Annotated in this window: 17 protein-coding genes; 4 read left to right on the top strand and 13 right to left on the bottom strand. The window is 32.3% G+C overall.

Annotated features, from left to right (window positions below):
- Positions 1–49: 49 nt before the first annotated feature.
- The 10 genes from ACFSSB_RS07690 to ACFSSB_RS07645 all read right to left on the bottom strand — a co-directional run bounded on the left by ACFSSB_RS07690 (position 50) and on the right by ACFSSB_RS07645 (position 7,695).
- Entirely contained in the window at positions 50–502 is a 453-nt protein-coding gene (locus tag ACFSSB_RS07690) for a tRNA (cytidine(34)-2'-O)-methyltransferase (RefSeq protein WP_379902791.1), read from the bottom strand.
- Positions 492–716: a hypothetical protein gene (locus ACFSSB_RS07685; protein ID WP_379902789.1), complete on the bottom strand. Its 225-nt coding sequence runs from the start codon at positions 714–716 to the stop codon at positions 492–494. The genes ACFSSB_RS07690 and ACFSSB_RS07685 overlap by 11 nt, the downstream gene beginning before the upstream one ends.
- 3 nt (positions 717–719) lie before the next feature.
- On the bottom strand, positions 720–1,484 hold the full coding sequence (trpA, locus tag ACFSSB_RS07680) for a tryptophan synthase subunit alpha (protein ID WP_379902786.1): 765 nt from the start codon (positions 1,482–1,484) through the stop codon (positions 720–722).
- 62 nt (positions 1,485–1,546) lie between these two features.
- The gene (locus ACFSSB_RS07675) at positions 1,547–1,831 is read right to left on the bottom strand and encodes a GIY-YIG nuclease family protein (RefSeq protein WP_379902783.1); all 285 of its coding nucleotides are present in this window, start codon (positions 1,829–1,831) and stop codon (positions 1,547–1,549) included.
- Positions 1,832–1,872: 41 nt separating this feature from the next.
- Positions 1,873–3,054, bottom strand: coding sequence for a tryptophan synthase subunit beta (gene trpB / locus ACFSSB_RS07670; RefSeq protein WP_379902780.1), 1,182 nt, complete (start codon positions 3,052–3,054; stop codon positions 1,873–1,875).
- A 21-nt stretch (positions 3,055–3,075) separates the two neighbouring features.
- Positions 3,076–3,711: a phosphoribosylanthranilate isomerase gene (locus ACFSSB_RS07665; RefSeq protein WP_379902778.1), complete on the bottom strand. Its 636-nt coding sequence runs from the start codon at positions 3,709–3,711 to the stop codon at positions 3,076–3,078.
- Positions 3,712–3,796: 85 nt separating this feature from the next.
- Positions 3,797–4,582, bottom strand: coding sequence for an indole-3-glycerol phosphate synthase TrpC (gene trpC, locus ACFSSB_RS07660; RefSeq protein ID WP_379902775.1), 786 nt, complete (start codon positions 4,580–4,582; stop codon positions 3,797–3,799).
- A 65-nt stretch (positions 4,583–4,647) separates the two neighbouring features.
- Positions 4,648–5,640 carry an anthranilate phosphoribosyltransferase gene (trpD, locus tag ACFSSB_RS07655; RefSeq protein ID WP_379902773.1) on the bottom strand — a complete coding sequence of 331 codons (993 nt, stop codon included), beginning with the start codon at positions 5,638–5,640 and terminating at the stop codon, positions 4,648–4,650.
- A gap of 79 nt (positions 5,641–5,719) precedes the next feature.
- The gene (locus tag ACFSSB_RS07650) at positions 5,720–6,289 is read right to left on the bottom strand and encodes an anthranilate synthase component II (protein ID WP_379902770.1); all 570 of its coding nucleotides are present in this window, start codon (positions 6,287–6,289) and stop codon (positions 5,720–5,722) included.
- Positions 6,286–7,695 carry an anthranilate synthase component I family protein gene (locus ACFSSB_RS07645; protein ID WP_379902768.1) on the bottom strand — a complete coding sequence of 470 codons (1,410 nt, stop codon included), beginning with the start codon at positions 7,693–7,695 and terminating at the stop codon, positions 6,286–6,288. The genes ACFSSB_RS07650 and ACFSSB_RS07645 overlap by 4 nt, the downstream gene beginning before the upstream one ends.
- Before the next feature lie 396 nt (positions 7,696–8,091).
- Here ACFSSB_RS07645 and ACFSSB_RS07640 point away from each other — a divergent pair, with 396 nt between their 5' ends.
- From ACFSSB_RS07640 to ACFSSB_RS07625, 4 genes are all read left to right on the top strand, one after another.
- Complete coding sequence (locus tag ACFSSB_RS07640) at positions 8,092–8,625, top strand: redoxin domain-containing protein (protein WP_379902765.1); 534 nt, start codon at positions 8,092–8,094, stop codon at positions 8,623–8,625.
- 11 nt (positions 8,626–8,636) lie between these two features.
- Entirely contained in the window at positions 8,637–9,257 is a 621-nt protein-coding gene (locus ACFSSB_RS07635; RefSeq protein ID WP_379902763.1) for a thioredoxin family protein, read from the top strand.
- A gap of 108 nt (positions 9,258–9,365) precedes the next feature.
- Complete coding sequence (locus ACFSSB_RS07630; RefSeq protein WP_379902761.1) at positions 9,366–9,677, top strand: rhodanese-like domain-containing protein; 312 nt, start codon at positions 9,366–9,368, stop codon at positions 9,675–9,677.
- A gap of 13 nt (positions 9,678–9,690) precedes the next feature.
- Positions 9,691–10,083, top strand: coding sequence for a rhodanese-like domain-containing protein (locus ACFSSB_RS07625; protein WP_379902758.1), 393 nt, complete (start codon positions 9,691–9,693; stop codon positions 10,081–10,083).
- Between the two features lie 389 nt (positions 10,084–10,472).
- Here ACFSSB_RS07625 and ACFSSB_RS07620 read toward each other — a convergent pair whose 3' ends face one another.
- From ACFSSB_RS07620 to ACFSSB_RS07610, 3 genes are read right to left on the bottom strand one after another with little or no spacing between them, the layout of a single operon-like run.
- On the bottom strand, positions 10,473–11,597 hold the full coding sequence (locus ACFSSB_RS07620; protein WP_379902754.1) for a glycerate kinase: 1,125 nt from the start codon (positions 11,595–11,597) through the stop codon (positions 10,473–10,475).
- Positions 11,598–11,607: 10 nt separating this feature from the next.
- On the bottom strand, positions 11,608–13,215 hold the full coding sequence (locus tag ACFSSB_RS07615; RefSeq protein WP_379902751.1) for a sodium:solute symporter: 1,608 nt from the start codon (positions 13,213–13,215) through the stop codon (positions 11,608–11,610).
- Between the two features lie 22 nt (positions 13,216–13,237).
- Positions 13,238–14,542 carry an MGH1-like glycoside hydrolase domain-containing protein gene (locus ACFSSB_RS07610; RefSeq protein ID WP_379902749.1) on the bottom strand — a complete coding sequence of 435 codons (1,305 nt, stop codon included), beginning with the start codon at positions 14,540–14,542 and terminating at the stop codon, positions 13,238–13,240.
- Positions 14,543–14,589: the final 47 nt, after the last annotated feature.

The raw sequence follows: 14,589 nt of genomic DNA, 5'->3' as shown, positions 1-14,589 counted from the left end.
CAAAAAGCCTAAGTTTTAAACTTAGGCTTTTTGTTTTTATGGTAGTAGCTTATTGTAAATCACGCAATCCTTCATAAACAACAATGCTTACTGCATTTGCTAAGTTTAGGCTTCTAACATGTTCACTGTATAAAGGTATTTTAAAAAGCTTGTCCTTGTTATTTTCAACAAGTACTTTAGGTAAACCTGCAGACTCTTTACCAAATACAAGAAACATATTGTCTTTATAACTAATGTCATAATGTTTTTGGGTACCATGACTAGATAAAAACACCATGTTGGCATCTTTGTTTTTTGTTAAAAAATCATCTAAACTATCATAATAATGAAGGTTAAGGTGTTGCCAATAATCTAATCCAGCACGTTTTAGTCGTGTATCTGTAATTTCAAAACCAAAAGGTTTTACTAAGTGTAAATTAGATCCAGAAGCCAAAGCTAATCTACCAATGTTACCAGTGTTGTTTGGTATTTCTGGTTCTATGAGTACAATGTTAAGCGGCATTTTTTGAGACTATTTTTAATATTATTAACCGTAAAAGTAATACAAAAGGAAAACCATGCAATACAACATCAAACCAATCCATAAACTGCATACCATCTGCACCACCAAAAATCCATTTTAGTTTACCAATAATGTGAGGTTCTGGTGTAAATGGTGCTAAGCCTAAAGTGAAGCAGAGTACAGTAATTATTTTCCAATCGTTTAGTGTTTTCATGCTTTAGTTCAAGATGTTTTTTACGAAACTGTTTATTTCTGAAACTCCTTTATTGGTAAGATGCTTGATAAATGCAGAACCTATAATAGCACCTTTTGCATGTGTGGTTGCTTGAGTAAAGGTTTCGTTATCCGAAATTCCAAAACCAATAACTTGCGGATTGTTAAGTTGCATGTCTGCAATGCGTTTAAAGTAATTGGTTTGTTCTTTACCAAAACCAGAACTGCTTCCTGTTACACTTGCACTACTTACCATATAAATAAATCCGTTTGAAATAGAATCTATAAAGTTTATGCGCTCTACGCTAGTTTGTGGTGTAATTAAAAACACATTGATTAATCCGTATTTTTCAAAAGTTGCTTTATACTCATTGTTATACACATCTACTGGTAAATCTGGAATAATTAATCCGTCGATCCCTATTTCTTGGCATTTTTTACAAAAGGCTTCTACACCATATTGTAGCATTGGGTTAAAATAGCCCATGATAATTAAAGGAATAGAAACGGTTTTACGTATGTCTTTTAATTGATTAAAAAGCGCTTGGGTTGTCATGCCGTTTTTTAATGCTTGTGTAGAACTAGCTTGTATGGTTGGTCCATCAGCTAAAGGATCACTAAAAGGTAATCCTATTTCTATCATGTCTACACCGCTTTTTTCCAGGTTTTGAATAATGGTTGCAGTATCGTCTAGACTAGGATATCCTGCTGTAAAGTAGATGGATAAAAGCTTTTTGCTTTCTTTTAGTTTTGTTTGAATGCGATTCATTGAAGATGTGTCTTTTCATTTCCGCAAAGGCGGAAATCTTTTAAATATTAGTGATGATTTGTTTATAGTAAATCTGATAAGTCCTTCCAATCTGGATTCATATCATTTATCAAATTTTCTTTCCATTCCCGATTCCATTTCTTTATTTGTCTTTCTCTTTTAATAGAATTGTTTACATATTTGGTAGTTTCAAAATAGACAAGTTTATCTACGTTGTATCTTCCTGTAAAAGTTTTTAAACTATTGTTTTTATGTTGTTTTATTCTGATTTTAGGTTGCTTAGACCTGCCAACATAAAGAACAGTATGATTTTTATTTGTTAATATGTAAACATAATGTAGTTCCATTTTTAATTCATGAGATTTCCGCCTTCGCGGAAATTAAAAAACTATAGTTTAAAATAGTCTATATAATTCTGTAAATCTTTATCGCCACGACCAGATAAACTCAATACAACAACATCTTCTGGTTGAAACTTTTTTTGCTCAAAAACGGCTAATGCATGCGAGCTTTCAATAGCAGGAATGATACCTTCTAGTTTGCATAATTCTAATCCTGCGTTCATGGCTTGATCATCTGTAATGGCAATAAATTCTGCACGTTCTGTTTTGTATAAATGGGCATGCATTGGGCCAACACCTGGATAATCTAATCCTGCAGAAATGGAATATGGTTCTGTAATTTGTCCGTCGTTGGTTTGCATCAACAAGGTTTTGCTACCATGAATAATACCTTCTTTGCCTAAAACGGAAGTTGCAGCACTTTCACCAGTTTCTACACCTAAACCAGCAGCTTCTACAGCAATAAGTTTTACGTCTGTGTCTTCTAGAAAATGATAGTAAGCTCCTGCAGCATTACTACCACCACCAACGCAAGCTACTACGTAATCTGGTTTTGTAGTGCCTTCTTGCTCTTTTAGTTGCCATTGTATTTCTTCAGAAACGATGGCTTGAAAACGCGCTACCATGTCTGGGTATGGATGCGGACCAACCACACTACCAATAATATAATGCGTGTCTACAGGGTTGTTAATCCAATCACGAATGGCTTCGTTGGTAGCGTCTTTTAGGGTTCGGCTTCCAGATAATGCAGGAATAACTGTTGCGCCTAACATTTTCATTCTAGCAACATTTGGTGCTTGACGCGCAATATCAATTTCGCCCATATATACTATACACTCTAAACCCATTAAAGCACAAACGGTTGCTGTGGCTACACCATGTTGTCCTGCACCAGTTTCGGCAATAATTCGGTGTTTACCTAAACGCTTAGCCATTAAAATCTGGCCAATAGTATTATTGATTTTATGTGCTCCTGTATGGTTTAAGTCTTCTCTTTTTAAGTATACTTTGGTGTTGTATTTTTTAGAAAGACGTTTTGCAAAATATAATGGCGAAGGACGACCAACATAATCTTTTAATAGCTGGTTGAATTCTTTTTGAAACTCAGGTTCTGCCATGACTTTAAGATAGTTTTGGCGTAACTCTTCTACATTAGGATACAGCATTTCTGGTATGTATGCTCCACCAAATTCTCCGTAATATCCGTTTTCGTTAATATTATAATTCATGACTGGTAACTGTTTTCTTAATTAGCGTATGTAGTTATTAATGGCTAATTGGTGTTTGAATTCTTTTAGTTTGCTAAGGTCTTTTATTCCTGGTAATTTTTCGAACTTACTATTTAAATCTAAGGTGCAACATAAATCAGATTCTGGGCGTTTTAAAAATAATAGTAATGCTTCTATTTGTTCAGGACCAATTCCTCCACTTAAAATATAAGGTTTTTTAGAAGGGTATTTTTTAAAGATATTCCAGTTAAAAGGATAACCGTTTCCTCCAGGTTCTTTTCCTTTGGTATCAAAAAGAAAATAATCACAAACCTCTTCATAAGGTTCTAAAACACTAAAATCAAATAGGTTTTTTACAGAAAACACTTTTATTACAACTACGTTGTATTCTTTTAATTGGGCACATAGTTCTGGAGATTCATTACCATGTAATTGTACACCATGTAATTGATAGGTTTCTATTTTATCTACAATATATGCTAGCGATGCATTAACAAAAACACCAATTTTTTGGATGCTTTCTGGTAATTCTGGCATTTCGGTATTAAAGTATCGTGGCGACTTTTCGTAAAATATAAAACCTAGATAATCTGGTTGTATTTCTGCAACATCTAAAATGTTGTTTTCGGATTTCATTCCGCATACTTTTAGTTTCATAATTTTTTGTTTTTTCTGCGTAAACAGAAATCTGTTTTTTGCTGTTAATTATATGGTGTATTCTTCCTTTAGCAGGAAGTATAGTTTATTTTTTTAATTCTTCAATAAATTGTTTTGCACTGTTGCCTGCATTTTCTGTTTTCATAAAGTTTTCACCAATTAAAAATCCTTTATAACCATAAGGTTGTAATTGTTGTATTGCTTCAACAGAACTAATACCACTTTCTGATACTTTTACAAAGTCATTAGGTATTTGTTCGCTTATCGTTTTACTGGTTTCTAGACTTACTTTAAAAGTTTTTAGGTTTCGGTTATTTACGCCTAACATATCTAAACTTGGCATGATTGCTTTTTGTAATTCTTCTTGGTTATGCACCTCTAAAAGAACATCTAAATGTAAGCTTTTTGCAAATTCTGAAAACTGTTTTATTTCTGCTCTTGTTAAAATAGCAGCAATTAGTAAAATAACATCAGCTCCATAGGCTTTGGCTTCTAAAATCTGGTAGGTGTCTATAATAAATTCTTTGCGAAGCAGTGGTAAATTACAACTAGCTCTTGCAGTAAGCAAATCGTCTAGGCTACCTCCAAAATATTTCCCGTCTGTAAGTACAGACATACCACAAACACCTGCGTTTTCATATCCTTTTGCTACATCAAAAACGTTTAAGTTATGGTTAATAACTTGTTTTGAAGGCGAACGACGCTTGTGTTCTGCAATAATTCCTGAAGTGCTGTTTTTTAATTTGTTAGCCAAAGAAATGGTTTTTCTTTCAAACAAAATAGATTGCTCTAACTGTTTGGTAGGAATTAGCTGCTTACGAAGCGTAACTTCTATACGTTTGTCTGTTACTATTTTTTGTAATATGTCCATGGTTGCGTCTTCCGTTTTTCATTTACAGTTTACATGTTTACTGCTTTATGAATACTATAGCTTTTTTATTTACTCAATGCAATTAAAGCATCTAAACTCGCTTTTGCTTTTCCGCTTAATAGCGATTCTTTAGCAAGTTCAAATCCTGTTTTGTGGTCTATCTGTTTTGTGGTAGCAATTGCTAATCCTGCATTTGCACACACTACATTATTTTGCGCTTCGGTTCCGTTTCCTGAAATAACATTTAAAAATATCTTAGCAGAAGTTTTTACGGTATCTCCTCCAAAAATGTCGCTTTGCTCAATTTGTTCTAGGTTTAAATCGGATGGAGAAAGCATGGTTTCTGTTTGGTTAGAAATAATTTTAGTATTTCCGGTTAAAGAAATTTCATCATAACCATCTAAAGCGTGAACAATACTATAATTAGTGTCTGTTTCTTGGTATAAATAACCATAAAGACGTTGTAGCTCTAGATTAAAAACACCTACCAATTGGTTTTTTGGAAACGAAGGATTTACCATTGGACCTAACATGTTAAAAAATGTTTTAACACCAAGTTCTTTTCTTATTGGTGCTACATTTTTCATTGCAGGATGAAATAAAGGTGCGTGTAAAACACATATTCCTGCTTTTTCTATAGATTGTTTTAAAAAATCTTCTTGGTTAGAAAATTTGATACCAAGGGCTTCCATAACATTAGAAGATCCTGAAGCAGAAGAGACACCATAATTACCATGTTTGGCAACGTTAACACCAGCACCAGCAGTTACAAAAGAAGAAAGTGTGGAAATATTAAAGGTGTTTTTTCCGTCACCACCTGTTCCGCATAAATCAATAGCATTGTAGTCTGATAAATCAATAGGAATACATAGCTCTAATAAAGCATCTCTAAAACCTTGAAGTTCTTCAAGCGTTATGCTTCGCATCATATAAACAGTTAAAAATGCTGCAATTTGGCTTTGGTTATAGTCTCCTTTAGAGATGTTAACTAATACCTGTTTCGCCTCTTTTGTAGAGATGTTTTCGTGGTTTATTAGTCTGTTTAATATTTGTTTCATGTTTCGGTTTCCACGAAAGTGGGAATTTCTTTTATTTAAACTTTAATTTTCTGTTGTCCTTAGCATTAAGTAGCATCTACTAACTTTCAACCCAATTTTTTAATATTTGTTTTCCGTCAGGAGTTAAAACCGATTCTGGATGGTATTGTACTGCACGCACATCATAAAATTTATGGCGCAGCGACATGATTTGACCATTTTCATCAAAAGAAGTGGCTTCTAATACTTCTGGTAAATTAGCGTTTACTACCCAAGAATGATATCTGCCTACAGGAAATGATTTTTTTAATCCTTTAAAAAGTATTTCGTCATCAACGGTTACTTTTACCTCTGTAGCAACACCATGAAATACATGGTCTAAATTTACTAAAGTACCACCAAAAACTTCACCAATTGCTTGTTGGCCCAAGCAAACACCAAAGATGCTTTTTGTAGGTGCATAGGTTTTTATAATATCTTTTAATAATCCTGCTTCGTCTGGAATTCCTGGTCCAGGAGAAAGTACAATTTTATCAAAAGCATCTACTTCTTCTAGTGTAAGTTTGTTGTTTCTTTTTACCGTTACATTACAGTTTAAATCCTCTAAGTAATGCACTAGATTGTAGGTAAAACTGTCATAATTATCTATTACTAATACTTTTGTTTTCATCTGTCAATTCTTTCTGCCAATTCAATAGCTTTTGTTAATGCACCTAATTTGTTATATACTTCTTGTAATTCGTTTTCAGGACTTGATTTTGAAACAATTCCTGCTCCAGCTTGCCAATGTAGCTGGTGGTTTTTACTCATAAATGTTCTAATCATTATGGCATGGTTATAATTGCCTTCAAAATCCATAAAACCAATAGCGCCACCATAAAAAGCACGACTTGTTTTTTCGTATTTTTCTATAAGTTGCATGGCGTTGTGTTTAGGCGCTCCACTTAAAGTTCCTGCAGGAAAAGTGTCTGCTACCACTTGCATGGTTGCTGTGTTTTCATGTACTTTACCAGTAACTTTGCTAACTAGGTGTATAACGTGAGAGAAAAATTGTGCTTCTCTATAGGTTTCTACTTTTACTTCACTACCATGTCTACTTAGGTCATTTCTTGCTAAATCGACAAGCATAACATGTTCGGCATTTTCTTTAACATCTGCAGCAAGTTTTTTGGCAAGTTTTTGGTCTTCTTCATCATTACCTGTTCTTTTAAAAGTACCAGCTATTGGGTGGATTTCTGCTTGCCCATTATTAACCACAAGTTGTGCTTCTGGTGAGCTACCAAAAATTTTAAAGTTTCCGTAATCAAAATAAAACAGATAAGGAGAAGGGTTTATGCTGCGTAAAGCTCTGTATACATTAAATTCATCGCCTTTAAAGTTTTGTTCAAATTTTTTAGATAGTACTAATTGAAAAACATCTCCTCGTGCACAATGTTTTTTAGCTAGTTCTACATGTGATTTATATTCTTCATCACTAAGATTAGAAGTGATTTCTCCTTCAGCAGTAAATTTATAGGAAGCAAAATTCTTAGCTTTTATAAGCTGTAAAATTTCATCAATATTATTGTTGCTATTATCAAAACAATGCGCAAAAATATAGGCTTCGTTTTTAAAGTGATTTATAGCAATAATGTTTCGGTAAACCGAGTAATAAATTTCTGGAATGTTTAAGGAGTCTGGCTTTTTTGTGATTTCTATATCTTCAAAATATTTAACAGCATCATAAGCAGTATAGCCAAAAATACCATTGTTTATGAATTTAAATTTCTTTTCAGATTTTACCTTAAAACGCTGTGTGAATTTGTGAATTTCTTCGGTAACAGAAATGCTTTTGGTGTAGTTTTTTTTTGAGCTTCCGTCAGGAAAATGCTGTTCTATTCTATCGTTTTCAACTTTAATAGAAGCAATAGGATTAAAACAGATGTACGAGAAACTATTGTCGTTTGCATGGTAATCACTACTCTCTAATAATATGCTGTTTGGGTATTTATCTCTAATTTTAAGATAGATACTTACAGGAGTTATGGTGTCTGCTAGTATTTTTTTGTAATGTGTATAAAGACTGAATGTTTTCATTTTTATTTGCTGAATTTATTTCAGTATCTCTTCTTTTTTAGAGATAAAATAGATTTGTTATTAGATTCTGAAACTGGTTCAGAATGAAAAAAGGCTTGTCGTGAATGACAAGCCTTTTTTTGTATTTTTAATTAAATATACGGTATAGCGTTAGTTCACGAAGATTGTTTTTCGAGAGTTCCACCACCAAGTATGATTTAAAATTGTTTTCAATTGTTATTAATTTGTTTCAAATATATAAATCTAAATATTAAATACCAATATTTTATAAAAAAACTATTGCTCAATATTATATGTTGAATTCTAAGTCAGTAAAAGGTAACTATCCTTACAAAGCAAATTAAAATTTTGTTAAACCTAATTAAGTTCCTTTTACTAATGTATACATTTAGAGTTATGAATTGTAGAATTTTATTAATTGTATTTGTTTTATTTTTAAGTTGTAAAAACGAGAATAAAAGTCAAGAAGTTACTACTTCTATTGAAAAGGAAGATGTTTTAAAAGAAAAACCAACTGTAGAAGCGTATGATTTTAATGCTTTTGAAAAGTTTTTAAACCGTAAAGATGACAAAATATATGTAGTAAATTTTTGGGCTACTTGGTGTGCGCCATGTATAAAAGAGTTGCCTTATTTTGAAGCAATAAATAAAAACTTTAAAAGTGAAAATGTAGAGGTGTTATTGGTGAGTTTAGATTTTCCTAAGCAATACCAAACAAAGTTAATTCCTTTTATAAAAAAGCATCAATTACAATCTAAAGTAGTAGCTTTAAATGATCCAGATTCAAATGCATGGATTCCTAAAGTAAGTGAAGAATGGTCTGGAGCAATACCAGCAACCGTTATTTATAATAAAGATAAACGTATGTTTTATGAGCAATCGTTTAACTACAACCAACTAGAAACCGAAATAGAAAAATTTATTAATTAAAAATCATACTCATGAAAAAATCAATTAAAATAGTTTCTGCGTTAGCCATAGTGTTATTGTTTAGTGCATTTACTTTAAATAAAACCAATACCAATAAAGGATATCAAATAGGCGATATTGCTACTGATTTTTCATTACAAAACATAGATGGAAAAATGGTTTCTTTGGCAGATTATACAGAAGCTAAAGGCTTTATTGTAATATTTACATGTAATACTTGCCCTTATGCAGTAGCTTATGAAGATAGAATAGAAGCTTTAAATAAAAAATATGCAGATAAAGGATATCCTGTAATAGCTATTATGCCAAATAATACAGATGTACAACCAGGAGATAGTCTAGAGGCAATGCAAGCAAGAGCAAAAGCAAAAGGGTTTACTTTTCCGTATTTAAAAGATGAAGGTCAAAAAATATATCCTCAATATGGTGCAACAAAAACACCACATGTATATGTTCTTGAAAAAACCAAGCAAGGAAACCAAGTAAAGTATATAGGAGCAATAGATGATAATTATCAAGACGAAGCTTCCGTAAGCAAAAAATATGTAGAAAATGCTGTAGATGCTTTATTGCAAGGCAAAGAAATTGAAGAAAAAGAAACAAGAGCAATAGGTTGTACTATAAAAGTATAAGTTTTACTATACGAGAATAAATAAAAAGAAATCTGAGGTAGTAATACTTCAGATTTCTTTTCGTCTAGTAACTAAAGAAATATTAATTTTGTAAAAAAAAAAGTAAAAATGGCAGATTTAACACAAGAAGAGTGGGCAGAAGCATTAGCAAAAGATGAAAATGCAGTAATATTAGATGTAAGAACCGAAGAAGAAACCGATGAAGGTATTATACCTAATGCAATAAAAATTGATATTTATAAAGGACAAGAATTTATAGATCAAGTAGAAGCATTAGATAAAAGTAAGACCTTTTACGTATATTGTAGATCTGGAGGAAGAAGTGCACAAGCATGTGCAATTATGAATCAACTAGGTTTTACAGAAACTCACAATTTACTTGGCGGATTTAATGATTGGACAGGAGAAGTAACTAATTAAAAAACACAAACCAATGAAACGTTTATCCATACTATTACTAAGCTTACTAGTTTTAATAAGTTTTGGCTGTAAAGAAGAAAATGCAACAAACATAAAAGAGATTACTACACAAGAAATGCAATCGCTTTTAAAAATGGATCAAGTGCAATTGGTAGATGTAAGAACATCTAAAGAGTTTAAAACTGGTTATATTGAAAAAGCACAAAATATAGACTTTTTATCACCAACTTTTGATCAAGATATATTAAAACTAGATAAAGAAAAACCGGTTTTATTATATTGTCATTCTGGAGGTAGAAGCGCAAAATGCGCCAAAAAACTAGAAGAAGCAGGATTTAAAAAAATATACGATTTACAAGGAGGTATTTCCCGATGGAAACATGAAGGGTTGGCAGTCTCAAAATAAAAAAAAGCCTCTCTATTTTAGAGAGGCTTTTTTTGTAAATTATCTTCTATTTATACCTCGATAAAGACCTTTGTGGGTTTTTATAATCTGCACAAAAAATATTATACAAAACCGGTGATAAGAATATACATTTAGTAGAATGACTACCGCATGGATACATCAATATAACAGCATCGGTTTGAAACATAAATTTAGTTATAGAACTAGGAACTATAATCGTTTCTCCAATTTTTGTGTGATAATCTCAATTATTTTTTCCTGTTTTTTATTAAATTTTCCAGGATTTGCCAATGTTTTCTTTTCAGAATTTTTTAGTTAGTTTCCTCCCCAAATTCTATAGCCATAAGGACTAAAAGTTAAAGGAAATAGCTTGTTTTTTTTAAACTCATTTATTGCATTTGATTTACGAATTTTTTAGTCATATTTTTAAGGTGCAGTTTTGCATTCATCATGGCATCTTCTAAATTTTTAGCTTCTTTAATAACTTCTGCAGCATAGGTAATACCCATGCTGTTTAGATTTTTTTTGTTTATGTCAATGGTACCGCAAAAGGCAGCCACTTTAATATTTTTAGGCGCTGAGGCATCTAATATTCCTTGAATGGTTTTTCCGGACAGGGTTTGTTTGTCTAGTTTTCCTTCTCCTGTTATAATCCAATCGGCATCTGTAATTTGGTTATCAAAATCAGACAATTGTTTTATTAGTTTAATACCGCTTTCTAGGTTTCCTTTTAAAAATACTTTGGCAGCAATACCCATACCACCGGCAGCTCCAGCTCCCGAAACAGATTGCGCATTTACATGAAAAACGCTACTTATTATTTTAGAGAAATCTTCAAGGCCTTTATCCAGTAGTTTAATGTCTTCTTTGGTAGCCCCTTTTTGTTCTGCATAGACGTATGCTGCTCCATTTTTACCATATAGTGGATTAGTAACATCGCAAGCAATTTGAAAATCTACCTCGAATAATTTTGGGTGTACTTGACTAAGGTCAATGGTTTTTATTGTAGAAAGTTTAGCTCCAATAGGATTTACGCTTTTGTTTTCTTTGTCTAAAAACCGATAACCTAAAGCGGTTGCCATACCAATACCGCAATCGTTTGTAGCACTGCCACCAATGCCAAGAATAATGTTTTTAGCTCCATTATTAATAGCATCTAAAATGAGCTCTCCCGTACCAAAAGTTGTTGCGTTTTTACAATCTAAAGCGTTTGCACTTAGTAATTTTACACCTGAAGCCTCGGCCATTTCTATAAATGCTGTTTTAGATTTTTTAGCATATAAATAAGTAGCTTTTATAGCTTTAAAAAACGGATTAGAAACCGTTTTCTCTTTGGTTTCTCCGTTAAGGTAAAAGTTAACTATATCTATAGTTCCATCGCCGCCATCTGCTAAGGGTAATTTAACAATTGTTGCTTCTGGGTTTTGGGATAAAATTTGCTTCTCCACAATATTGCAAAACTCTAAACTACTTAGGGAGTTTTTAAACTTATCAGGAGCTATTACTATTTTCATATTATAAATATTAACTTAAAATTTTAATAATAAAAATGGAAAACAAAACAATAAAAATAAAATAGCTAAGTAAAGTTATAACTTCTTTTTTACCAGCTTTATAAATAGATATGTCTAAGCATTCTTTGGTTTCCTTTTTAGTAACGTAGCTTACAATAAGCGCAATTACTATGGTTAGTACACATCCTATTGCATTCCACCAAAACCAAAAAATACTTGGTACATATAACCATAAGTACATATTAAATAGTACACCAATTACAATACCAATATTTGCACCTAAAGCATGTGTTTTTTTAGTCATGATAGCCAATATAAATGCGGCTAAAATAGGACCGTAAAATATCGAGCTAATTTTATTAATTACCTCTATAACAGTACCTTCTATGCTACCTGCGAAAAAGGCAAAAAACAAGCAAACTAAACCCCAAAAAACAGATAGTAACCTTGAGTATAGTACATATTTTTTGTCTGGCATATCCGGTTTAAAACGTTTAATAAAATCTTCTAAAGTTACTGCAGAAAGTGAATTAACGGTAGAACTTAATGAGGACATTGCGGCAGACATGATCGCTACAATTAAAATACCAATAATTCCATTTGGTAAATATTTAATTATAAATACAGGAACCATTAGGTCTGCTTTTTTACCTTCTAAACTTGTAATATTAGATTGATAAACCTCACTTAATAATTCTTGAAAACTAGCATCTTGAAACAATAAGGTACCTAAAACTAATCCCATGATACAGTAAGTAAGTGTAATTGGAAACCTAAATAACCCGTTAGCTAACAGAAGCTTTTTAATAGTTGGTAATCCTTTAGCCGACAGTAATCGTTGCGATTGTGTTTGGTCTGTACCATAATAAGAAGCGTATAAAAAGAAACCACCAATTACCATTGGCCAAAAACCAAATTCATCATTTTTATCGGCATTATTAAATCCCCATTTTGAAAAATCAACAGCGGTTAATCTGTCCTTATCTACAAGGTTTATAAAATTATCATAGCCACCTAGCTCGCTTAAACCATAAAAAAGACAAATAATGATCCCGAAAAAGAGGATACACATTTGTATTACATCTCCCCAGATTACGGCTTTCATTCCGCCTTGAAAAGAGTAAATCATGGTAATAACACCAATAATTAAAATGGAAATCCAAAAATCAATACCTATAGTAGCTTGCAAAATAAGTGCCATGGTATAAACCATAACACCCGTTGCTACAGAACGACTTACTTGAAAAACAAAACTTATTAATAATCTTGAAGAAGCATCAAAGCGTCTTTCTAAATATTCATAAACACTTACAATTCCAGAATTGTATAAAGTAGGTATTACGGCAATTAATAAAAATGCCATTGCTAGTGGTACTCCAAATTCATAGGTTAACCATTGTAAGCCTCCTCCGTCTTTTAGGCCTACAAAAGCAGGAGCAGAGATGAAACTAATGGCAGATAACTGGGTTGCCATAGTGGATAGGCTTAAAGGAAACCAACCCATAGACTGTCCGCCTAAAAAGTAATCTTTAGAGTTATTGTTTTCTTTAAAAAAGTAACCTATCCCTAAAAATCCTATTAAATATAAAATGATAATGATGTAATCTATGTAATTCATGGTTTTGCAAGTAGTAGGTTATTTATTCGTTTAATAAATCTATAAACAGTGCTGCGCTCCAGGAGAAATTGTAACCTCCATAACCTGCTTTACCATTTTTGTGTTCTTCTTTTCTAGGATCGAAATATTCATAAAAACCATTTTTTTTAATGATTTCAAGGGTGTCTTGTTTCATTCTTTTAGCTATATCTTTAAATCCATTTTGTTGTAAACCATAATAAAGAAACCAATTTAAGTTGATCCACACTGGACCTCTCCAGTATTTTTTCGGGTTAAATCTATCACTTGTAGGATCAAAAGAAGCACATAGATATTGATCGGGGTTACCAAACTTTTCCATCATGACATCTACCATTTTTTTTGCTTGGGTTTCACTTGGTAAGTTAGCAAAAAGTGGTGTAAATGAAGAGGATGATATGTGTCTTAATGGTTTTTCATTTCGTAAATCATAATGTATGTAAACGCCTAGTTCTGCATCATAAAGTTTGCTGTTAACGGCTGCCGTACCTTTTTCCTGCCATTTTTTAAGTTGTTCAATTTTGTCTTCATTATTTCCAATCATACCATATAAGTCTATTAAGCTTTGGTTTGATTTTAGAAGTACGGTGTTAAACAAAGGGTCTTGTACTAAAAAAGGCGATAGTTCGGCAATTTTTTCATCATTATAATTGTTCTGTTTGGCAATTTCAATGATGTGTAAATAATGATCGTATTCTCTTTTTGATGGTCGTTCTGACGCATCTACATGTGTTGTGTCTCGTCTTTCAAAAGTGTAATCTGGTGGGTTCATGGTATCCCAAATATCATCCCATATAGGGGAGTTATCTGTACCAGATTCCCAGTTGTGGTAAATGTAAACTAAACCTTCATTTTGAGGGTCACGTTGGGTATAAAAGTACTCATGGTTTTTATACACCTTATCAATTAGGGATTCAATAAAACCTAAGGTTGCTTTTTTGTCTTTGCTTATTCTATATAAATCTTGTAACACAAATCCGGTAACGGGTGGTTGTGTCATCCCTGTGGATTTGAATTTTTTTGAAGAATCTGGATGTAAATTCGAACGATGAAAATCTGGCCCAGGAAAATAAGTATCTGTATCTGTGTGAAAAATAATATGAGGTATAAAACCGTTACTCCATTGTGCATCTAAAAGGGTTTCTATTTCCTTTTCGGCTTTAGGCATGTCAAAATGCGCAAACCCAATGGCAATTAGTCCAGAATCCCAGAACCATTGAAAAGGGTATAACTTGTCACAGGGGATACTAAATTTGTCTTTCCAGTTTTTATTTAAAACTGCAATGGCGTTTTGTTGTAAGTCTTTCATTTAAGCTTTATTTTTTTTGTTTTTGTAGTGTGGATAAGCAAGGCATC

This window comes from Lacinutrix gracilariae, assembly GCF_042684485.1.
Taxonomy (GTDB): domain Bacteria; phylum Bacteroidota; class Bacteroidia; order Flavobacteriales; family Flavobacteriaceae; genus Oceanihabitans; species Oceanihabitans gracilariae.
Note: the sequence above shows the minus strand (reverse complement) of the source record. Positions and strands in the feature narration are given on the sequence as shown.

Excerpts from the sequence above, each read along its gene's own strand:
- trpA (WP_379902786.1), bottom strand. The coding sequence starts at position 1,484 with ATGAATCGCATTCAAACAAAACTAAAAGAAAGCAAAAAGCTTTTATCC.
- trpD (WP_379902773.1), bottom strand. The coding sequence starts at position 5,640 with ATGAAACAAATATTAAACAGACTAATAAACCACGAAAACATCTCTACA.
- trpB (WP_379902780.1), bottom strand. The coding sequence starts at position 3,054 with ATGAATTATAATATTAACGAAAACGGATATTACGGAGAATTTGGTGGA.
- ACFSSB_RS07610 (WP_379902749.1), bottom strand. The coding sequence starts at position 14,542 with ATGAAAGACTTACAACAAAACGCCATTGCAGTTTTAAATAAAAACTGG.
- ACFSSB_RS07635 (WP_379902763.1), top strand. The coding sequence starts at position 8,637 with ATGAAAAAATCAATTAAAATAGTTTCTGCGTTAGCCATAGTGTTATTG.
- ACFSSB_RS07625 (WP_379902758.1), top strand. The coding sequence starts at position 9,691 with ATGAAACGTTTATCCATACTATTACTAAGCTTACTAGTTTTAATAAGT.
- ACFSSB_RS07615 (WP_379902751.1), bottom strand. The coding sequence starts at position 13,215 with ATGAATTACATAGATTACATCATTATCATTTTATATTTAATAGGATTT.
- ACFSSB_RS07620 (WP_379902754.1), bottom strand. The coding sequence starts at position 11,597 with ATGAAAATAGTAATAGCTCCTGATAAGTTTAAAAACTCCCTAAGTAGT.
- trpC (WP_379902775.1), bottom strand. The coding sequence starts at position 4,582 with ATGGACATATTACAAAAAATAGTAACAGACAAACGTATAGAAGTTACG.
- ACFSSB_RS07640 (WP_379902765.1), top strand. The coding sequence starts at position 8,092 with ATGAATTGTAGAATTTTATTAATTGTATTTGTTTTATTTTTAAGTTGT.
- ACFSSB_RS07650 (WP_379902770.1), bottom strand. The coding sequence starts at position 6,289 with ATGAAAACAAAAGTATTAGTAATAGATAATTATGACAGTTTTACCTAC.
- ACFSSB_RS07665 (WP_379902778.1), bottom strand. The coding sequence starts at position 3,711 with ATGAAACTAAAAGTATGCGGAATGAAATCCGAAAACAACATTTTAGAT.
- ACFSSB_RS07630 (WP_379902761.1), top strand. The coding sequence starts at position 9,366 with ATGGCAGATTTAACACAAGAAGAGTGGGCAGAAGCATTAGCAAAAGAT.
- ACFSSB_RS07645 (WP_379902768.1), bottom strand. The coding sequence starts at position 7,695 with ATGAAAACATTCAGTCTTTATACACATTACAAAAAAATACTAGCAGAC.
- ACFSSB_RS07675 (WP_379902783.1), bottom strand. The coding sequence starts at position 1,831 with ATGGAACTACATTATGTTTACATATTAACAAATAAAAATCATACTGTT.
- ACFSSB_RS07690 (WP_379902791.1), bottom strand. The coding sequence starts at position 502 with ATGCCGCTTAACATTGTACTCATAGAACCAGAAATACCAAACAACACT.
- ACFSSB_RS07685 (WP_379902789.1), bottom strand. The coding sequence starts at position 716 with ATGAAAACACTAAACGATTGGAAAATAATTACTGTACTCTGCTTCACT.